The 18,773-nt window shown below is 62.7% G+C and carries 18 protein-coding genes and 1 tRNA gene; 7 read left to right on the forward strand and 12 right to left on the reverse strand.

What is annotated here, in order from left to right; translation table 11 throughout:
• From M1E05_RS06285 to M1E05_RS06310, 6 genes are all read right to left on the reverse strand, one after another.
• On the reverse strand, nucleotides 1–594 hold the full coding sequence (locus tag M1E05_RS06285) for a dihydrofolate reductase (RefSeq protein WP_461164770.1): 594 nt from the start codon (nucleotides 592–594) through the stop codon (nucleotides 1–3).
• Nucleotides 591–1,394 carry a thymidylate synthase gene (locus tag M1E05_RS06290; protein WP_458111640.1) on the reverse strand — a complete coding sequence of 268 codons (804 nt, stop codon included), beginning with the start codon at nucleotides 1,392–1,394 and terminating at the stop codon, nucleotides 591–593. The genes M1E05_RS06285 and M1E05_RS06290 overlap by 4 nt, the downstream gene beginning before the upstream one ends.
• A 204-nt stretch (nucleotides 1,395–1,598) precedes the next feature.
• Entirely contained in the window at nucleotides 1,599–2,588 is a 990-nt protein-coding gene (locus M1E05_RS06295) for an NUDIX hydrolase (protein ID WP_461164771.1), read from the reverse strand.
• A gap of 8 nt (nucleotides 2,589–2,596) precedes the next feature.
• Complete coding sequence (locus M1E05_RS06300; protein WP_458111638.1) at nucleotides 2,597–4,846, reverse strand: RNA degradosome polyphosphate kinase; 2,250 nt, start codon at nucleotides 4,844–4,846, stop codon at nucleotides 2,597–2,599.
• Nucleotides 4,847–4,950: 104 nt separating this feature from the next.
• The gene (gene mshD / locus M1E05_RS06305; protein WP_461164772.1) at nucleotides 4,951–5,961 is read right to left on the reverse strand and encodes a mycothiol synthase; all 1,011 of its coding nucleotides are present in this window, start codon (nucleotides 5,959–5,961) and stop codon (nucleotides 4,951–4,953) included.
• A 261-nt stretch (nucleotides 5,962–6,222) separates the two neighbouring features.
• Complete coding sequence (locus tag M1E05_RS06310; protein WP_309108148.1) at nucleotides 6,223–6,921, reverse strand: winged helix-turn-helix transcriptional regulator; 699 nt, start codon at nucleotides 6,919–6,921, stop codon at nucleotides 6,223–6,225.
• A 386-nt stretch (nucleotides 6,922–7,307) separates the two neighbouring features.
• Between M1E05_RS06310 and M1E05_RS06315 the strand changes: the two genes are divergently transcribed.
• The 4 genes from M1E05_RS06315 (at nucleotide 7,308) to M1E05_RS06330 (ending at nucleotide 10,387) form a co-directional block, all read left to right on the forward strand.
• Complete coding sequence (locus M1E05_RS06315) at nucleotides 7,308–8,042, forward strand: permease (protein ID WP_461164773.1); 735 nt, start codon at nucleotides 7,308–7,310, stop codon at nucleotides 8,040–8,042.
• 178 nt (nucleotides 8,043–8,220) lie between these two features.
• Nucleotides 8,221–8,835, forward strand: a complete 615-nt coding sequence (locus M1E05_RS06320) for a nitrobindin family protein (RefSeq protein ID WP_247041898.1) — start codon at nucleotides 8,221–8,223, stop codon at nucleotides 8,833–8,835.
• Nucleotides 8,836–8,885: 50 nt separating this feature from the next.
• On the forward strand, nucleotides 8,886–9,968 hold the full coding sequence (gene ygfZ / locus M1E05_RS06325; RefSeq protein ID WP_461164774.1) for a CAF17-like 4Fe-4S cluster assembly/insertion protein YgfZ: 1,083 nt from the start codon (nucleotides 8,886–8,888) through the stop codon (nucleotides 9,966–9,968).
• Nucleotides 9,965–10,387, forward strand: coding sequence for an ankyrin repeat domain-containing protein (locus M1E05_RS06330; RefSeq protein WP_458111634.1), 423 nt, complete (start codon nucleotides 9,965–9,967; stop codon nucleotides 10,385–10,387). Before ygfZ ends, M1E05_RS06330 begins: the two co-directional genes overlap by 4 nt.
• Before the next feature lie 69 nt (nucleotides 10,388–10,456).
• On the opposite strand, the gene M1E05_RS06335 is transcribed toward M1E05_RS06330, so the two are convergent.
• From M1E05_RS06335 to M1E05_RS06355, 5 genes are all read right to left on the reverse strand, one after another.
• Nucleotides 10,457–11,185, reverse strand: coding sequence for a GNAT family N-acetyltransferase (locus tag M1E05_RS06335; protein WP_461164775.1), 729 nt, complete (start codon nucleotides 11,183–11,185; stop codon nucleotides 10,457–10,459).
• Between the two features lie 89 nt (nucleotides 11,186–11,274).
• The gene (locus M1E05_RS06340; RefSeq protein ID WP_309108153.1) at nucleotides 11,275–12,300 is read right to left on the reverse strand and encodes an ATP-dependent 6-phosphofructokinase; all 1,026 of its coding nucleotides are present in this window, start codon (nucleotides 12,298–12,300) and stop codon (nucleotides 11,275–11,277) included.
• Nucleotides 12,301–12,456: 156 nt separating this feature from the next.
• On the reverse strand, nucleotides 12,457–12,714 hold the full coding sequence (locus tag M1E05_RS06345) for a PspC domain-containing protein (RefSeq protein ID WP_461164776.1): 258 nt from the start codon (nucleotides 12,712–12,714) through the stop codon (nucleotides 12,457–12,459).
• A 3-nt stretch (nucleotides 12,715–12,717) separates the two neighbouring features.
• Nucleotides 12,718–13,017, reverse strand: coding sequence for a hypothetical protein (locus M1E05_RS06350; RefSeq protein WP_461164777.1), 300 nt, complete (start codon nucleotides 13,015–13,017; stop codon nucleotides 12,718–12,720).
• A gap of 1 nt (nucleotide 13,018) precedes the next feature.
• A complete protein-coding gene (locus M1E05_RS06355; RefSeq protein ID WP_461164778.1) occupies nucleotides 13,019–14,722 on the reverse strand; it encodes a PspC domain-containing protein in 1,704 nt (567 codons plus the stop codon).
• 125 nt (nucleotides 14,723–14,847) lie between these two features.
• Here M1E05_RS06355 and M1E05_RS06360 point away from each other — a divergent pair, with 125 nt between their 5' ends.
• Both M1E05_RS06360 and M1E05_RS06365 read left to right on the forward strand, forming a co-directional pair.
• Nucleotides 14,848–16,335 carry an ATP-binding protein gene (locus M1E05_RS06360; protein WP_461164779.1) on the forward strand — a complete coding sequence of 496 codons (1,488 nt, stop codon included), beginning with the start codon at nucleotides 14,848–14,850 and terminating at the stop codon, nucleotides 16,333–16,335.
• Between the two features lie 5 nt (nucleotides 16,336–16,340).
• A complete protein-coding gene (locus tag M1E05_RS06365) occupies nucleotides 16,341–17,018 on the forward strand; it encodes a LuxR C-terminal-related transcriptional regulator (protein ID WP_461165199.1) in 678 nt (225 codons plus the stop codon).
• A 122-nt stretch (nucleotides 17,019–17,140) separates the two neighbouring features.
• Here the strand turns inward: M1E05_RS06365 and M1E05_RS06370 are convergent, their stop codons facing one another.
• Nucleotides 17,141–18,358, reverse strand: coding sequence for a pyridoxal phosphate-dependent aminotransferase (locus tag M1E05_RS06370; RefSeq protein WP_461164780.1), 1,218 nt, complete (start codon nucleotides 18,356–18,358; stop codon nucleotides 17,141–17,143).
• 270 nt (nucleotides 18,359–18,628) lie between these two features.
• Between M1E05_RS06370 and M1E05_RS06375 the strand changes: the two genes are divergently transcribed.
• Nucleotides 18,629–18,701, forward strand: a tRNA-Trp gene (locus M1E05_RS06375).
• Nucleotides 18,702–18,773: the final 72 nt, after the last annotated feature.

Below are 18,773 nucleotides of genomic sequence, written 5' to 3' on the forward strand. Positions count from 1 at the left end.
CTATGCACCCTTCCGGCGCCATACGGTGAACCGGTAGCGGGTGCCGTTGGCCGAGGTCAGCCACCCCTTTGGCGGTTCGTTGGCCGAGTTCTCCCATTCGTAACCGAGCTCCGGGGCGTAAGTGTCGCCGTCGGCCTCGGAATCGATGAAGGTGACCACGGCGACGTCGGCGATGTCGACGGACTGGGCGAAGATTTCCCCGCCGCCCAGGATCCAGACGGTACCCCCGCCGGGCACGAACTGGGACTCGAGCAGTGCGTCATCCAGGGACCTCACGACGACGGCGCCCTCCGCCTCGGGAGTGCTGCCCCAGTTTTCCTGGCGGGTTATCACGATGTTGGTCCGGCCTGGCAGCGGACGGTACTTGGCGGGGAAGGACAGCCACGTCTTGCGCCCCATGATGACCGGGTGACCTGTGGTGAGCTTCGTGAAGTGTTTCAGGTCCTCAGGAAGGTGCCAAGGCATGTCGCCGTCCTTGCCGATCACGCCGGCTGTGGTCTGTGCCCAAACCAAGCCGACGCCAGTAACGTTTTCAGCCAGGTCCGCTGTAAAACCTTCCGGCGCTGCCTGGGGTTCGGAATCTTTGCTGTTCATACGGCGATCGGGGCCTTAATCGTGGGGTGGTGCTGATAGCCAACCACTTCGAAGTCGTCCAGGGTGTAGTCAAAAATGGAGGCAGGCTTGCGGTTGATCTTCAGCTGCGGATATTCATACGGTTCCCGCGCGAGCTGCTTCAGGACCTGGTCCATGTGATTCTCGTAGATGTGCACGTCGCCTCCGGTCCAGACGAATTCCCCGGGCTCCAGGCCTACCTGCTGCGCCAACATACAGGTAAGCAGGGCATAGGACGCGATGTTGAAGGGGACGCCCAGGAAGGTGTCTGCCGAACGCTGGTAGAGCTGGCAGGAGAGCTTCCCGTCAGCCACATAGAACTGGAAGAACGCATGGCACGGGGGCAACGCCATGTCCTGGAGTTCGGCAACATTCCAGGCGGAAACGATGTGCCGCCGGGAGTCGGGGTTGGCCTTCAGGTTCTCCACGAGCTCTGCGATCTGGTCGATGTGCCCGCCGTCCGGAGTGGGCCAGCTGCGCCACTGGACGCCGTAAACGGGGCCGAGTTCGCCGTCGGCATCTGCCCATTCGTTCCAGATGGTGACCCCTTGGTCCTGCATCCACTTCACGTTGGTTTCGCCGCGCAGGAACCACAGCAGCTCCACCGCCACCGACTTGAAGTGGACCCTCTTGGTGGTGATCAGGGGGAAGCTTTTGCTCAGGTCAAAGCGCATCTGGCGGCCGAATACGCTGCGCGTACCTGTGCCGGTCCGGTCTGATTTGTGGGTGCCATGTTCCAGCACGTCACGCAGGAGGTCTTCATAGGGCGTAGGAATGCTCACGGTTCCAGTCTACTGACGCTCGCCACGACGTTCTGCCAGGAGCCGGAGCAGTGTGTCGTTCGCCAGCCCGGCCTTGCGGCCCTCGGCTATGTAATGTTCGACGGCGGCTGTCACCGTCGCTGCAGTCTCACCGGAGCCGGGGGGTGCGACAGCGGCCGGGCATGATTTTGCCCGTTTGAGGAGGCGTCTTACGGAAGGCGCGAGTCAGTCGTCGAAAGGCCTGAACTTCTCCACAGCGACAATCCTGCTGCGGTCTCCGCGGGACACATGGCATACAAGGATTTCCCCCGGAGCCAAGTACGGATCTTTGGAGGGCAAGAGGGTGCGGAGGCTTGCATTCATGTGATGGCCCAGCTGCTTGAAGACGGTGGGCAGTGCCGGCCGGTGCGTGCACAACAACGTGGCCCGCTGTTTGTCCAACAGGGATTCGACGACGGCGGCCGTCTTCTGCGGACTCCGGGCATGCTTGTGCTCGGTCAGTGCCTCAATCAGCTTGACCTTTGCATCCATGGACTTCGCGTAGGGCGCCACAGTAGCGACACATCGAAGCCACGGACTGGTGCTGATGCGCAAGGGCTTCCACGCCATCAGCAGCCGGCGGACTGCCTGGGCCTGCCTGAGCCCGGTGGCCGCCAAGGGCCGATCGCCTTCAGCTTTGCTCCAGGAGGAACGCGGCTTCGCCTTGGCATGGCGAAGGATCACCAGCGGCCACGTGTCCAGCGCATTGCCTTCGTGGGCCGCTACAAGTTCTTCCAGCGGACCCACATCACTGGGGTTGCTTAGCAGCCGGGCGGCCTTGTCCGGGGAACACCACATGACACTGTCCACTTCTTTGCCGTCGGGACGCAGCGTTGCGCCGTCGACGTCGACAGCCCAGTAGTGCACCACCTTCAGCCCCGCCGAAACGTGGTAGTGAATCGGTGGAAGCGGAATGCCCAGTGCTGCCTTGAGCCCTATCTCCTCCTCGACTTCCCTGATGGCACATTCAGGAACGGTCTCGCCGTCGTCGATCTTGCCCTTCGGCCAGGACCAATCGTCATAGCGGGGACGGTGGATGAGGAGGACTTCCAAGCCGTCCTTGGTGAGGCGCCAAGGAAGAGCTCCGGCCGCCGTAACCGCAATCGGTTCCCCGGGGTGGTCGGTCTGGTCGGCAACGGGAGTATCAAGGTCAGCAATCGAAGAATCGCTTTTCAACCCGGTGCCTATCGTCGGCTCGCCGACCGCTGGCGGGAACGCGAAGCCAGAAGCCATGACTGCACGTCCTCCAGGTGCCTGCCGTCCTCCGCCAAATGATGCCGCGTCCATTCTCCGAGGCTGTCCAAATGCCAGCTGGAGGTTCCGGGGTCCATGTATTTGCGGAGCATGTCCAGAACATAGGAGGTGTCATCGCCACTCCTGAGGCGGACCAACGCTTCCACCCTGCGGTCGAGGTTGCGGTGCATCATGTCCGCGGAACCTATGAACACCACGGGATCCCCGCCGTTGGCGAAGGCAAAGACGCGGGAGTGCTCCAGGAACCGGCCCAACACCGAGCGCACAATGATGTTTTCGCTCAGGCCTGGGATGCCGGGCCGAAGGGAGCAGATACCGCGGACGATGACGTCCACCTGCACCCCGGCCTGGGACGCCCGGTAGAGGGAGTCGATGATGGCTTCATCCACCATCGAGTTGACCTTGATCTGAACGCGCGCGGGGATCCCGGCGCGGGCATTGCGGATCTCAGTTTCGATCCTGTCAATCAGACCTGACCGCACCGAACGCGGAGCCACGAGAAGGCGCTTGAACGTAGATTTCGGGGCGTAGCCGGAGAGCTGGTTGAACAGTTTGGACAGGTCCTCGCCCACCTGCTCATTGGCGGTCAGGAGTCCCAGGTCCTCGTAGTAACGGGCGGTGCGAGGATGGTAGTTGCCGGTGCCGATGTGGCAATAGCGCCGGAGTCCGTCCACTTCCTGTCGGACCACCAGAGAGAGCTTACAGTGTGTCTTGAGGCCCACGATGCCGTACACCACGTGCACCCCGGCCTGCTCTAGCTTGCGGGCCCACGAGATGTTGGCCTGTTCATCAAAGCGGGCCTTGATCTCCACGAGCGCCAGGACCTGCTTGCCAGCCTCGGCGGCATCGATCAGGGCATCCACGATGGGGGAGTCACCGGACGTCCGGTACAGGGTCTGTTTGATGGCCTGAACCTTGGGGTCCGCCGCAGCCTGCTCCAGGAAGGCCTGGACCGACGTCGAGAACGAATCGTAAGGGTGGTGCAGGAGAATGTCCCGACGCCGCATGGCCGCGAAGACGTTCGCTGCCTTCGATGTCTCGGACTCGTTCAAGTACCGGGAGGTATGCGGCACGTGCTTGGGGTAGTGAAGATCGGCTCGGTCAATGCCGGCGATAACGGACATCCCCCGGAGATCGAGAGGCGCGGGAACCGAGTAAACCTCAGATTCATCCACTCCAAGTTCCCGGATGAGCAGGGCGCGGATGTTCGGGTTGATGTCAGTGGTGACCTCAAGACGGACAGGCGGGCCGAAGCGCCGGCGCAGGAGTTCCTTTTCAAGCGCCTGCAGGAGATTCTCGGCGTCGTCCTCTTCAACCTCCACGTCTTCGTTGCGCGTCACGCGGAAGGTGTGGTGCTCCAGGACCTCCATACCGGCGAACAGCTGGTCAAGGTGGACAGCGATGACCTCTTCCAGGGCGATAAAGCGCGCAACCCGGCCCGGAATGGAACCGGCGCGCGGCCCGTCGATGGAAATCAGCCGGGGCAGCTGGTCGGGCACCTTAACGCGGGCAAACAGCTCCTTGTCGCTGACCGGGTTGCGGACCACGACGGCGAGATTCAGCGAAAGCCCGGAAATGTACGGGAAGGGGTGGGCAGGATCCACGGCAAGGGGAGTCAGGATGGGGAAGACCTTCTCGGCGAACATCGCACTGAGCTGGTCCTTGGCCTGGTCATCCAGCTCGTTCCAGTGCATGAGGTGGATGTGCTCATAGGCCAACGCCGGCCGGATCTGCTCTGCGTAGACGCGCGCGTGCCGCTGCTGAAGCTCATGCGCTGCCTCGCCGATCTGTTCCAGGACCTGCACGGGGCTTAGGCCTGCCGGTGACGGAACAGCCAAGCCTGTGGCGATGCGCCGCTTCAGCCCGGCAACCCGAACCATGAAAAATTCGTCCAGATTCGAAGCAAAAATTGAGAGGAAGCCAACCCGCTCAAGGAGATGGAGATCGGGGTCCTCGGCCAGCTCCAGAACGCGTGCGTTGAAGGCCAGCCAGCTGAGTTCCCGGTCAAGGAAGCGGTCCGGGCTGATGTCACCCTCAGGTTCCAGGTTCGGAGCGAATTCCGGGATGTCGATCCGGTCTTGCGTTGCGCGGGACGCCGGCACTTCTGAGGAGCCAAAGCGTGCCCGAACCGATGGCACCGTGGCTTCAGAGGTGGTGGTCCCGCCGGATTCCGGCTGCATGGTCTCTCCTTATTGCTGGCGCGGTTTAGTTTCAACCATACAAGCATTCGATTCCGCTGAGACTCATGGTTTCCATCGCCGCTCCAGTGCGTCAGGCCTGAGGTCTAGCGGGGAGGCACCGGCCCGTACATCACGTCGACGTCCCAGCGTGAAAAGCCCAGGTGGCGGTACAGCGACACTGCGGGCAGGTTGTCGGCGTCGGTATACAGCATTACTGCGTGCAGGCCCTTCTCCTGCAGGTACCTGATGCCCTCCACGGTGAGGGCCTTACCGAGTCCCATGCCTTGGGCTTCCGGCGTAACACCAACAACGTAGACCTCACCCATTGCAGGATGCTTCCCGTTCCTGGGATGGATTTTGGTCCAGTGGAAGCCGAGCAGTTTCCCTGTGGGGTCTTCGGCGAGGAGGAATCCGGCTGGATCGAACCAGTCCTCGGCCATCCTTGCCTCGAGGTCTGCCTGCGTCAAGTTGCCCTGCTCCGGGTGGTGCGCAAAGGCGGCGCGATTGGCAGCGAGCCACGCGTCTTCATCCTGGCCTGGAACAAAAGCGCGGAGGGCCACACGATCAGGCATGGGCGCTTCAGGCAATTCTGCAGTTGCGGTGGTGAGACGCATCTTCCACAGCTCCCGGACGGGCCGGTAGCCGTACCTGATGGCAAGCGCCGCCGCGGCCTCATGGTTGCCATGTGACCAAGCAGTGAGTCCAGTGAAGCCACGTTCTGATTCCAGGGTCCGAATCAACCGGTCCGCCACTCCTTGGTTGCGGTAACTCGGGTGAACGGCCACTTCCAGCACACCGGAACCGTCACCTTCCTCGATTACGACGGCGAGCCCGGCCAGGTCCTGTGCGCTGCTTGGCCGGGAGTCGTCGTCGACGGCGTACAGCGCGAGGGCGAGTACCGAATGCCGGCCCGCACCTCCTGAGCCAGCCTGGTGCGGATCGCCGGGATGCAGTGCCCCGGGGCGCAGGGTCAGGAGTGTTTGCTCGGAAAGGGGCGGATTTCCATCGGACTCCTCGGCCGCTGCTGCAAGATCCTTGAAGTCCCTGTACAGCTGAGGCTCAAGGGTGTCTTTGGCAACCAGTACCGGCCAGGTTTCAGGATGTGCGGGACTCATGAGGTAAGGCTATACGGCTTGACCGAATGCGGCTGCGGCTGTGGCTGAACCAGCGCCAAAGTCAGGATTTTGAACGAGTCATCCCCGTCGGCTATAGTCGTTACTCGTCCCGCTTGCTGAACGGGATGCGAGGGGGATCCACCACTGGGGTGGCCTCGATACGTTCGACCCGTATGTCCTCCACTGAAGTATTAGTGCAAGAAGCCCCGGACTCCTGGAGTCCGGGGCTTCTTGCATCTGGCCTTGTTCAAGGGCCTCGAATCAGGCCTCGCTGAGTTCTTCCTCCGGCAGCCGGACAAGTGTCAGACGGTAGCCAACGTTGCGCACAGTGCTGATCAGGTTCTCGTGGTCGGCACCCAACTTTGCCCGCAACCGCCGCACGTGGACATCAACTGTGCGGGTGCCGCCGTAGTAGTCGTAGCCCCACACTTCGGTGAGCAGTTGCTGGCGGGTGAACACTCGGCCCGGATGCTGCGCGAGGTACTTGAGCAGTTCAAACTCTTTGAACGTGAGGTTCAACGGTGCACCGTTGACTCGCGCTGTATAACTGGCTTCGTCAATCACGACGCCGGCGGCCCGGATTTCAGTGGGGGCGTCCTCCTGATCGGGAACAGCCCGTGCCACCGAAAGACGGATTCTGGCCTCGACCTCCGCCGGTCCCGCCGATTCGAGGACGATGTCATCCACCGCCCAGGCGGATGAAACGGCTGCCATGCCGCCCTCCGTCAGAATCAGTACGAGGGGTGCGCTAAGGCCGGTGGCTTTCAGGAGCTGGGTTAGCGAACGGGCACCCACGAGGTCCTTGCGGGCGTCGAGCAGCACGATGTCACAGGGGTCAGTTTCCAGGAGCGCAGTGGGCTCGGCCGGAAGGATATGAACCCGGTGGTTGAGGAGTTCCAGGGCAGGCAGTATGTCCACCGATGAGCCGGCGCTGTTCGTCAGTAGCAGGATGTGTGACATTGTTCCTCCAAGGGGCTGTCCGCACATCATTGGGCGTCTGAACCGGGCTTGCACCGGCCGGTACTGTGCTTCCTGAAACAGGAGCGGTGGGTGACGCTGGTCTCACCAGCATTTCCCACCAGCCGTGTTCGCGGAAAGCGTAGCTGAACCTTGAGTATACCTAAACACCCCTTCGCGGACACTGAACCTGTGGCACCGGCGTCTAATTTGCGACATATGACGTTCAGATGAGGCAGGATTGGATGGTCGGGGACCGGCAAGTCCTTCTTCACTGGGACTCCTGAAGGTGGCCCAAGGTCACAGCGGCAAAAAGGACACAGCAGAGTTACGTGCGGAGTCGAGGATGAGCATGCCGAAATCGGGTAGGCAGTGAGCGGGGGTGGGTCATGAAGCCGTGGCAAATAGGCGTCATTGGCCTCGTGGGCCTGGCGGCAATAGTCGTAGGCGCCTACAGCTCACCTGTTGTCCTGTTGATCGCAGCCGTCGTCCTTGCTTTGGCCGTAGGGGTCGGCTGGCCTCACTTCCTGGGTATACCGGCGCGTAAAACACTCGCAGTCCTGATCGGCCTCCCTGGCGCCGGGTCGGCGGTGGCTGCCACCTATGTACCCGCTCCTGCCTTCCTGGATTGGACACCAGCCTTCATCGCAGCCGGTGTCGTGGCCGTGTTTGTCATGCAGCTCATCCGGGGGACCGGACAGGCCCAGCGACTGGAGTCCATCCTGGGATCCTGCGCCGGCGTGCTCCTCGCGTGCCTGGGTGCGGGCTGGATCGCGGCCTCCCGGTTCAATGGAGTTCGCGAAATGCTTCTCGTGGCCGCGATCAGTGCGGCCGTGGCCCTGCTGACCGGCCTTCTTCGCTGGCCTGACCGTGTTGTTGCGCCCCTTGGAATCGTCCTGGCCGGATTGGCCGGTCCGTTGGCCGGGCTCATCTTCTCCGACATCGCCGTTGTTCCTGCCGCCCTGGTGGGTGTCGTCATCGGCTCGGTACTGGTCAGCTTCCGGCGGCTGGTTATACTCCGCGGGGAGGCTTTGAACGTTGCTGCGGCCATCAGCGTAGCCATCGCCCCGGTTTTGGCTGTGGGTTCCTTGGCCTACTTCATAGACAAAATACTCATCTACTAACGCGTTAGGATGGCATCATGTCCGTACTTGCATTTGAAATTTTCTTCCTCGTCCTGCTCGGCATTGCCGGCCTGGCAATGGCCTGGTTCGCCGGCTTCGTGGTTTACCGGCTCTTCAAAGGCCAGAAGTAACCACGCCTCGCGTCCAATAATCCAGACCGTTTCCAGAGGTAGTAGCTGTGCCGATTGAGATTCCCACAGACCTGACCCCCGAACTCGTCCCGCTGTCCTGGCTCATAGGTGAGTGGGAAGGCCGCGGCCGGCTCGGCTCCGGTGACGAGGGTTCGGAGCATTTCCTCCAGCACGTCTCATTCACCCATAACGGACTGCCCTACCTGCAGTACCGGGCGGAAAGCTGGCTCGTCGACGACGACGGCGTAAAGCTCCGGCCCCTGACTGTGGAAACCGGCTTCTGGGCGCTGGAACGCAAACAACATGACGAAGACGGCGGCCCCGGACTCGTCCCCGCCGACATCGTTCCCGTACTCAAGAGTGCCGACGAGGTTGAAGCCCTCCGCAACAAAGACGGCGGCTTCGATATTTCAGTCTCCATCTCTCATCCGGGCGGTATCTCTGAGCTTTACTACGGCCAGATCAAGGGCCCGCAGATTCAGCTCAGCACGGACATGGTCATGCGGGGCAGCCACTCAAAGGACTACAGCGCCGCTACCAGGATCTTTGGTCTTGTAGAGGGCAATCTCCTGTGGCGCTGGGACGTTGCAACGGGCGGGTCTTCGTCCACCGGAAGCGGCCTCGAGGCCCACGCTTCCGCCATCCTGAAAAAAGTCAGCTAGTTCCACCGTCCCCACGGAATACAGCAGGCGTCAAAGGACTTCTAGTACATATGACTATTAAGAGCCCCCTGTTGTCGCGCCCCGGTGCTGTTGAAGCCGGAGGCGCCGATGCCGGCGTCGCCTCCCACTACGGGGAGCCGCTGCGGGAGCAACGGGCTCTTGCCGCTGGGACCGCCGTCGTCGATCTTTCACACCGCGGTGTGGTGACAGTGACGGGTCCTGACCGCCTCAGCTGGCTTAATACACTGTCCTCGCAGCAGGTCACCGATCTCCGTCCCGCCCAATCAAGCGAACTGCTGTTGCTGAGCGTGCAGGGCCGGATCGAGTTTGATGCGCGGGTAGTGGACGACGGCGCCACCACCTGGCTGATCGTCGAAGCCCACGAGGCCCCGCCACTGGCCGAGTGGCTTAACCGAATGAAGTTCATGCTCCGCGTAGAGATTGCTGATGTTTCCGCAGACTGGGCCGTGGTGGGCTCCACGCGCAAGGTTGAGGAGTGGTCCGGGCGGATCGTCTGGGAGGACCCTTGGCCGCACATTGGCGCCGGCGGCTACTCGTATTCCGTGGTGGGGGAAGAGGCCCACCCTGGCCTGGAACGACCCTGGTTTGAATACCTCATCCCGGCAGCGGAGCTGGAATCGTCCGTCGGTGACAGGCCGCTCGCAGGCGTTTGGGCTTCTGAGGCTTTGAGGATCGCTGCCTGGCGCCCCCGGCTGGGCGCCGAGACCGACGATAAAACCATTCCCCACGAACTGGACCTCCTGCGGACTGCGGTGCATCTCGCCAAGGGGTGCTACAAGGGCCAGGAGACCGTGGCGCGTGTGCACAACCTCGGCCATCCGCCGCGTCGTCTTGTTTTCCTCCAGCTCGACGGGTCCCAGCACACGGTGCCCGCCGTCGGGAGTCCCGTACTCCTGGGGGAGCGCAAAGTGGGAACGGTGACTTCAGCCGTCCAGCATTATGAAATGGGCCCCATTGCCCTCGCGGTGATCAAAAGGTCGGTCTCGCCGGATGAGGTGCTGACCGTCATGGATGGCGACGAACCGTATACGGCTGCCCAGGAAGTCATCGTGGCTCCCGACGCCGGCCAGGTGGTAGGCCGGCAGACCGGTTTTCTGAAGGGAACCAGATGAGCGATTATCGCGGAGAAGATTCAAGCGCAGCCGACGAGCCCGGTCCCGACGAGGAGACGCTGGCTCTGGCCCACACGCTGTTCGAAGCGGCGCGCCAGGGTGAATCCGACATGTTGCGGAGCTACCTCAATGCCGGGGCCCCGGCAACACTCACCAACGCAGCGGGAGACTCATTGTTGATGCTCGCCGCCTATCACGGCCATGCGGAGACCGTTCAGCTCCTCCTGCACCACGGCGCCGATGCCAACGCTTCCAATGACCGCGGCCAGACACCTTTGGCGGGGGCCGCCTTCAAGGGGTACACAGACGTGGCCCGTGTGCTTGTGGACGCGGGGGCTGATCCTGATGCCGGCACACCCAGTGCACGGGCAGCCGCCCAGATGTTCGCGCGCTCGGAGATTCTGGCCCTGCTGGAGTAGATTCCGCGGCACGAGATGACACATAACGGCAGTGTTTGCGGAGAACACTGCCGTTATCTGTCATCTCGGTCAGCCCAGGAGCACGCTGGTCTGGATGCCGCCGGCGGCGAATCCAAGGCTGCGTGCAATTGCCAGGGATCCCTTGTTGCTGACATCGGCGCGCCACTGCAGGGTCAGGCCTGACGCAAGGGCCTCATGCGCTGCCACGGATGCTGCCAGCGAGCCGAGGCCTTGGCGCCTCCACACCGGATCCACCAGCACGCCCATGTGCGCGAGGATGCCCTCCCACTCGGCGTACGCGCCACACGCCACCGGAACCCGGTTCCCGTCGTCGCCCCGCATGATCGTAAAGCGGTTCTCCAGGTCAGAAAGCCCTACTTCGTTGACGTCATCCGGCGGGCAGAGACTTTCCAGCTGAATCGCTTCCTGATCCCCGTGCGAGACCGTGAGTTCCTCGGGGGCCTGAAGCACAGGCAGGTCATCGGCGAAGAACAAGGCTGCCGCTCCCAGGCCATGACCGCCATGGGAGCGGGTGATGGTCAACAGGGTGACGTGCTGGGCAAGATCCTCGTCCGGAATTCCGACGGCGGCGTCCAACGCCCACTCCGGACCCACCAAGGCGGAGGTACCGAAGAGACGGACGAACTGCACGCACCGTTCGGACTCGTCTGCACGCGTGATCCGGGCCGACGGCCCCGTTCCGGCTGAGCGGGCAGCATTGAAAGCATCGTCATCAAGTCCCAGGTGGCGGGCCCAGGCCAGCTGGATGATGTCGGCTGAACCGACCTCAAGTGTCATGCCTCCACCCTACCGAGCAAAGGGAGCCAACTGCTGACCGCCGCGTTCAGGGTCCTTCCTCAGGAGTCGCGGCGGAAAAAGGCTGCGGCCTAGCCGAAGAGGACAGCTGCTTCTTCGTAGCGGTGGGGTGGGACTGACTTGAGGTTGCCGAGCGCAGCTTCGAAACCGACGTGCACGATGTCAGTACCGTTGAGTGACACCATGGTGCCCCAGCGGTGGTCCACCACTGAGTCGATTGCTGCCATTCCCAGCCGGGTCGCCAGGACGCGGTCGAAGGCAGAGGGCACGCCGCCGCGCTGGATGTGGCCGAGCACGGTGGCACGGGTTTCGATGCCCGTCCGTGCTTCCAGTTCCGGCGCCAGCATTTCTGCAATGCCGCCGAGGCGGGGGCGTCCGAAGGTGTCCAGGCCACGCTCCGAGTGGGGAGTCTCCTGGCCCTCCGGGACGAAACCCTCAGCCACCACTACCAGCGGTGCGCGGCCGCGGTCGTGGGCTTCCTGCACCCATTCGGTGATTTGGTCCATGGACGCCTTTTGTTCCGGAATCAGGATGGCGTGGGCCCCGGCGGCCATGCCTGCGTGCAGGGCAATCCATCCTACGTGGCGGCCCATCACTTCGGCGATCATGCAGCGGTGATGGGATTCACCCGTTGTCCGCAGCCGGTCGATGGCCTCGGTGGCGATCTGTACCGCTGTGTCGAAACCAAAGGTGTAGTCGGTGGCGTCAAGGTCGTTATCAACAGTCTTGGGCACCCCCACAATCCGCAGCCCGGCGTCAGTGAGGCGCTTCGCCGCTGCCAGGGTGCCTTCGCCGCCGATGGCGATGATGGCGTCGATGCCCAGCCTCTTCATGTGGTCCTTGATGACTTCAGGGCCGCCGCCGTTTTCGAACGGGTTGGTGCGGGATGTTCCCAGAATGGTTCCGCCCTGCTTGGCGATGCCGCGGACCATGGTGCGGGGGATCTCGATGATGTCCCCCTCGACAACTCCCCGCCAGCCATCCAGGAACCCCACGAATTCGTGTCCGTGGATGGCAATGCCCTTGAGAACGGCTCCACGTATGACAGCGTTCAGTCCAGGGCAGTCGCCGCCGCTGGTGAGGATTCCAATTTTCATATCTTTAGGCTCAAATCCTGGTTGAGGGTGTACAGGCAGAGCGCCACACTGAGCTCACCTAGATTGTAGTGGGCAGTGTGGGACAGGACACAAACGGTTACAGAAACGTGCCCCCGCTCATGGAGCGCAGGCACGTAGTTGGCGGTTCCTGTGGGTCTAAAGCTGCTTGTTTGTGCGCTTCTCAGTGAACGACTGAAGGAGGATGCTGTCCCGCTGATCCGGGAGGACCAGCCACGCAGCGACGTAGAACACGAAGGCCGGGCCCGGCAGGAGGGCGAGGAGCAGGAATGCTATCCGGACGAAGGCGACATCCACCTTCAGCTTCGCAGCAATCCCGCCGCATACCCCGCCCAGCAACCGCTGTGGGCCGCGCCGCAGGCCAGTGCCCCTGACAATGCTGAAGAATTTATCCATGGTTCAAGACTTCCCTGTTGTGGTTTCTTTGTCACGTCGGGCGGACAGGAGGCCACCCACCACCAGCGCGGTACCTGCACCAACCATGAGTCCGATCAGCACGTAGGTGCCGTTCAGTTCCACGATGCCAAGCTGTGCGATGACGATCAGGACGGCCAGCGCCACGACGATCAGGCCCCAGACGACGGTTCCCACGCGGACTGAGGATTCCGGTTCGGTGAGGGAGACTGTATCCGAGGGTGTGGATATGGGTGTGGTGGAAGCATCCGGAGCAGGGTCCGGAGTGGGCTCGTAGCTGCTCATGTCAGTTTCCTTCCTGGATGGTCACGTTGCTCATGGTGCCGTCGATCTTTAAGATCAGGGGCGATCCTGGCCTGTCGGTGTTGTATGTGCTCTGCTTCCTCGTCATCCCACCATGATGCTCAGAGCCCTCATTGAGGTTTCCCATAGTCATGTCGGCTTCTATTTCCACCGGGACGTTGTTCGGGATGATGACGTCAACGTTGCTGGCGGTGATGTTCAGCGGAATCACGACGTCGGAGGTCAAGGGGGCTGGGACGTTCAGCTTCGTCAGGTCAACAGTTCCCTGGCGGCCTGTGACGTCGAAGCCTTTCCGTGCCTGCTCGATGCTGACGGGAGTCCAGTCGACCTGCTGGGAGCGGAACCTATCACCGTTTTGAACCACGTTGAAGATGCCGCCAATGATCAAGGCAACCACCGCGAAGAAACCCAGGATTCCTGAAGTCCGGCCGCGGAGTCCGGAGATCAGTATGCCCAACCCCAGGACAGCAGCTGCGCTTGCCCAGACCACGGCGTTGGCCGAACTACCGAGATCGATCACGTTGCCGGCGTCGAGTGCTTTGATACCGCCTCCCACCAGCAAGGCTGTGCCGGCCGTTATGGCGACGGCGGGAGCGCCGGGTCCGAACTTCCGCGGCTTGGCCGGCGGAGGTGTGGCTCCAGCGGGAGTCCGGAAGCCGCCGTCGTACGGGCCGCTGGGACCGTAAGGTCCTCCCGGACCATAGGGTCCGTTGGGGCCGGTCGGAGGAACGGATCCCGCAGGCGGAACTGGCATCGATCCGCCTGCGCCGGAGTGCTGGCCGCCGGCCGATGTGGTTGTGCCGAACTGGCTGCTGAAGGGGGCACTGTTGGAGCCTGTGGCGGGGACACTGGCAGGGTAGGCGCCATAAGGGCCACCACCGAATGCAGCGGCTCCTGGTGTTCCGGGCTGGGCATTGGTGTTCATGCCGGGGTTTCCACTCCGGTTTCTGTTCCGTTGCACCAGGAAGTAGATGAGATATGCGATGGCGCCTATCCAGAAAACAGCCCAAATGAAGCGTCCAAATCCGTTGCCTTCCCAACCCCAGAATCCTGTGCCAAGGCTGGGGAAGCCCAGGATTGTGGTGATCAGGGCGCCGGTCATGCCGCCCGTCCAGCGTCCGGCACCGGCTTCCTGGACGTGGATGCGGCCGTCAGGTTCAGGCAGCAGGGCCCAGGCGATGCCGTAGAGGAGGACTCCTATGCCTGCGAACAAGGCCAGGACGATAAAGATCCCCCGGACAATGAGCGGATCCACACCGGTCCGGTGGGCAATTCCGCTGGCAACGCCGCCAATCCAGCGGTCGCTGCCCCGGTAGATTCCGTTTCCCCGAACCCATTCGAAGAAGTTTCGCGGTTGCGCCACTGCGTACGGCGCCGGCTGCGGGTATCCCGGGGCTGCATAACCTGGGCCTGCATATCCCTGACTATGGCTTCCCCGGTCCGGGTGACCCTGTTGGAAGCCGGAATCTGTAGTTTCGGACGGTGGTGCGGGGGAGTCCGGCGATTGTCCCGTGGCGCCTGAAGGGGAGTCGGATGTGGAATCCGAAGGGGAACCGCCTGGGGAGCTCGCTGCCGGGCTGGGAGGGGAATCCGTGGCGGAGTCCCCTGCGGAATCGGAAGGTGTGACTGACGGCTGATGATTGCCAGCCGGTTGCTGGTCTTCAGGGTTGACGTTGTGCGGGTTCATACTTCGATCCTCCTGCCAGTGGGGTGTCCGGCTCTACTGGGGAATACCCTGAGCTATCCCTGAACGGCCCCCGGTTCCGGCGGAAAACGGGTCCGGGGAACCCTGATCCGTGTTTGGATGGATCCATGAGTACCCCTGTCCTTCGGCAGCCACTGGTTCGGAGCGCGGACCGCGTCATAGCCGGCGTCTGTGCAGGACTTGCCGCCCACTTGGGCTTACCGGTGAGATTGATCCGCATCGGGATGGTGCTGGCGGCCCTCGCCGGTGGAGCCGGCCTGGTGTTCTATGCCTGGCTTTGGATCATGGTTCCCACTGCCGATGAAAGCGCCAAACGGAACGCACGCCGCCCGGCGTCGCCGATTGCTCCGGCAGTCAGCGGACCCTTGCCAGCGCAGCCAACCTGGTCAAGTTCGAATAGGGGTTTGTCTCCGGACGCAATGGGTTATCCAGCACAGCCCGGATCTTCGGATCCTTCGGCCTTCACCTGGCAGGACCCGGCAGGGGAGGGGGTCTTCACAGATCGATCGTGGCAGTCATTTCCCACCGGTGTCCCGGCTTCGGCGTCAGCCCAGTCAGTCTCAGGCATGGTCCGCCCGACCAACGGTGAGGGACAAGCCTGGTTCCGATTCCGCAGGATGCCGTACGCCAAGGAAATCCTCCTCGGCATCGGGCTGCTGCTGGCAGGGGCCATTCTCACTGCCCGGCTTCTTGGCGTCGATGTGCCCTTGGGAACGCTTATTCCAGCTGCGGCGATCCTTGGCGGCGCTTCCATCGCCTGGATGCAGCTGGACGAGACCCGCCGTGCCGGAATCGTGGACAAGGCCAAGGCCAACCAGGCCGGCGGCTGGGTCAGACTTGCCGCCGGGCTGGCGCTGGTGGTGGCAGGCGTGCTGGTGATGGTGTCCGGCTCCGGGTCCTGGGAACAGACGTGGCTGGCGTTGCTCGCCTCCGTCGCTGTCCTGGGAGGAGTCGCCGTGGTGCTTCTGCCCTGGGGACTCAAGTTCTGGCGGGATCTGGAGACGGAAAGAGCCGGTAGGGTACGCGCTACTGAGCGGGCCGAAATCGCTGCCCACCTGCACGATTCAGTTCTGCAGACCCTCGCCCTTATTCAGCGGCGGGCCGGAAACGAGCACGACGTCGTGCGGTTGGCCAGGGCGCAGGAAAGGGAATTGCGCAGCTGGCTGTATCGCGACGAGGGCAAGGACATTGGGAACCTCTCGGAACGCATCAAGGCCGTGGCCGCCGAGGTGGAAGATGCGCTGGGCCAAGCCGTGGAAGTGGTAAACGTGGGTGACACGGCAATGACGGAGCGCCATGAAGCACTGGTCCAGGCGAGCCGGGAAGCCATGCTGAATGCGGCCCGCCATGGGGGCGGCTCCGTTTCCGTTTACGTAGAGGCCTCGGACAAAGAGGTTGAGGTCTTTGTCAAGGACCGAGGAGCCGGCTTCGATCTTCACACGGTGCCGGAGGACCGGTTGGGTGTGCGGGAATCTATTATCGGCCGCATGAAGCGCCACGGTGGCAGTGCCGTGATCAACAGTGGCCCGGAGGGCACAGAGGTACGTCTCGGGCTGCCCGCCGTGGCTACGGAACAAGGAGAAACGACGTCGTGAGCAGCATCGAAGCAGGGGGCGTGCAGCCGGCGAGGGAAGGCAGCGTTCGGGTTGTCCTGGTGGACGATCATGCCATCTTCCGTTCGGGCCTTAAGGCAGACCTCGACTCCCGGATCTCCGTAGTGGGGGAGGCAGGAACGGTCGAGCAGGCGATCGCCGTGATCGCCCAGACCCGGCCGGACGTCGTGCTCCTGGATGTTCACCTCCCCGGCGGGCTGGGCGGTGGCGGGCGTGAAGTCATTGCCGGCTCAAATGCGCTGCTGGGCGCCACGCGGTTCCTGGCCTTGAGTGTTTCCGATGCTGCAGAGGATGTTGTGGCTGTTATCAGGGCAGGCGCCCGGGGATATGTCACCAAGACCATTTCCGGGGCGGAAATCACCGACGCCGTGCTGCGGGTGGCCGGCGGAGACGCTGTCTTTTCGCCCCGGCTGGCCGGATTCGTCCTTGACGCGTTCGGCACCGCCCCGGCAGACATTGCCGACGACGAACTTGACCGGCTTTCAGCCCGTGAGCTGGAGGTCATGCGGCTCATAGCGCGTGGCTACAGCTATAAGGAAGTGGCCAAGGAACTGTTCATTTCCATCAAGACCGTGGAGACCCACGTTTCCGCGGTTCTCCGAAAACTGCAGCTCTCCAGCCGTCATGAGCTCACCAAGTGGGCTGCCGAGCGCCGGCTGCTTTAACCACAAACGCTCCCTCACGTTTCGCGGTTTAACCACCGACGCTCCCTCACGTTTCGCGGTTTAACCACAAACGCTCCCTCACCCGAAACAGTGAGGGAGCGTCCGGAAAATGGAAACGAACCCTAGCTGGCCTTGCCGAGGAAATCCTGGAGCCGTGCCACCCCAATGGCGAGGTCGTCGTCGCCCAATGCGTAGGACAGCCGGAGGTAACCGGAGGGGCCGAATGCCTCACCCGGTACCACCGCCACCTCCACCTCATCGAGGATCAGAGCCGCCAGATCCGCTGACGTTTCGGGCCGCGCCAACCCGTTCGACGTCGGGAACTCCTTGCCCAGCAAGGCGCGCACGTCCGCGTAGACGTAGAAGGCGCCCTGCGGCGTCGGGCAGTCAACGCCCTCAATGGCATTCAGTCCGGCAACGATCGCCTTACGGCGCCGGTCGAAGGCAACCTTCATTTCATCGACGGCGGTCAGCGGGCCGGAGACTGCCGCGAGGGCGGCGATCTGCATGATGTTCGAGACGTTCGACGTCGCGTGGGACTGGAGGTTGGTGGCAGCCTTAATGACGTCGGCCGGGCCGATCATCCAGCCCACACGCCAGCCGGTCATCGCGTACGTCTTGGCTACGCCGTTGAGGATGACCACTTTGTCGCCCAGTTCCGGGGCAGCTGTGGCGATGGAAGTGAAAGGGAGTCCGTCGAAGGTGAGGTGCTCGTAGATCTCATCGGTGACCACCCAGAGGCCCTTGGAGGCAGCCCACTTGCCGATTTCACCCACCTGCTCCGGAGAGTAGACAGCACCTGTGGGGTTCGAGGGGGAAACGAACAGCAGGATCTTCGTGCGCTCGGTCAGGGCGGCTTCGAGTTGCTCCACTGTGACGAGGTATCCCTGCTCAGGACCGGCAAACACCTCGACCGGGACTCCGCCGGCCAAGCGAATGGCCTCAGGGTAGGTGGTCCAGAACGGCGTAGGGACGATGACCTCGTCACCCGGGTCAACCAGGGTAGCGAAGGTGTTGTAAACAGCCTGCTTGCCGCCGTTGGTTACCAGGACCTGGGAAGGATCCGCGCGGTAGCCGGAGTCGCGGAACGTCTTCTCGGCAATTGCCTTCTTCAGCTCAGGCAGCCCACTCGCGGGGGAATAGCGGTGGTATTTCGGCTGGCTGGCAGCCTCTATGGCAGCCTCCACGATGTAGCCCGGGGTGGGGAAATCAGGTTCACCGGCACCGAAGCCAATAACGGGCCGTCCGGCCGCCTTGAGCGCCTTGGCCTTGCCGTCGACGGCAAGGGTGGCGGATTCGGCAATGGCGGAAATGCGCTTGGAAACGCGGGCGGCAGACATGGCGGGTCCATTCTTTTGACAGCTCAGTGGCTGGATATGGGATTCGACGAGTTCTACTCTATGCTGTTCAGCGGATCGTTCGTTGGCGACAGGGAAAAGTGACCGTATGTTGGTCGTGCTCTCTGATTGGCAGCCGTGGATGGTCCGTAACGAGGCTGGTTCGACGTAGGCGCAGTTCTTGCGTAGAATAGTTCTCCGGTGTTGAAAACATGTTGATGGCGTGCGCCTCAGTGAAGGTTGCTGAAAGTGTCATACGTGTTTTCGATCCATAGGGTAGTGGCGCAATTGGTAGCGCAGCGGTCTCCAAAACCGCAGGTTGCAGGTTCGAGTCCTGTCTGCCCTGCGCAAGCTGTTCCGGCGACAAGCCGGAACAAGCGCAGCAACCATGGTTCAGATCAGAGCCGGGTATCCGATC

Source organism: Arthrobacter sp. R4-81, from assembly GCF_054792365.1.

What these genes read in the sequence shown, in the direction of transcription:
- M1E05_RS06285 (WP_461164770.1), bottom strand. Translation starts at nt 594, where the DNA reads ATGAACAGCAAAGATTCCGAACCCCAGGCAGCGCCGGAAGGTTTTACA.
- M1E05_RS06300 (WP_458111638.1), bottom strand. Translation starts at nt 4,846, where the DNA reads ATGCAGCCGGAATCCGGCGGGACCACCACCTCTGAAGCCACGGTGCCA.
- mshD (WP_461164772.1), bottom strand. Translation starts at nt 5,961, where the DNA reads ATGAGTCCCGCACATCCTGAAACCTGGCCGGTACTGGTTGCCAAAGAC.
- M1E05_RS06310 (WP_309108148.1), bottom strand. Translation starts at nt 6,921, where the DNA reads ATGTCACACATCCTGCTACTGACGAACAGCGCCGGCTCATCGGTGGAC.
- M1E05_RS06315 (WP_461164773.1), top strand. Translation starts at nt 7,308, where the DNA reads ATGAAGCCGTGGCAAATAGGCGTCATTGGCCTCGTGGGCCTGGCGGCA.
- ygfZ (WP_461164774.1), top strand. Translation starts at nt 8,886, where the DNA reads ATGACTATTAAGAGCCCCCTGTTGTCGCGCCCCGGTGCTGTTGAAGCC.
- M1E05_RS06330 (WP_458111634.1), top strand. Translation starts at nt 9,965, where the DNA reads ATGAGCGATTATCGCGGAGAAGATTCAAGCGCAGCCGACGAGCCCGGT.
- M1E05_RS06335 (WP_461164775.1), bottom strand. Translation starts at nt 11,185, where the DNA reads ATGACACTTGAGGTCGGTTCAGCCGACATCATCCAGCTGGCCTGGGCC.
- M1E05_RS06340 (WP_309108153.1), bottom strand. Translation starts at nt 12,300, where the DNA reads ATGAAAATTGGAATCCTCACCAGCGGCGGCGACTGCCCTGGACTGAAC.
- M1E05_RS06345 (WP_461164776.1), bottom strand. Translation starts at nt 12,714, where the DNA reads ATGGATAAATTCTTCAGCATTGTCAGGGGCACTGGCCTGCGGCGCGGC.
- M1E05_RS06350 (WP_461164777.1), bottom strand. Translation starts at nt 13,017, where the DNA reads ATGAGCAGCTACGAGCCCACTCCGGACCCTGCTCCGGATGCTTCCACC.
- M1E05_RS06355 (WP_461164778.1), bottom strand. Translation starts at nt 14,722, where the DNA reads ATGAACCCGCACAACGTCAACCCTGAAGACCAGCAACCGGCTGGCAAT.
- M1E05_RS06360 (WP_461164779.1), top strand. Translation starts at nt 14,848, where the DNA reads ATGAGTACCCCTGTCCTTCGGCAGCCACTGGTTCGGAGCGCGGACCGC.
- M1E05_RS06370 (WP_461164780.1), bottom strand. Translation starts at nt 18,358, where the DNA reads ATGTCTGCCGCCCGCGTTTCCAAGCGCATTTCCGCCATTGCCGAATCC.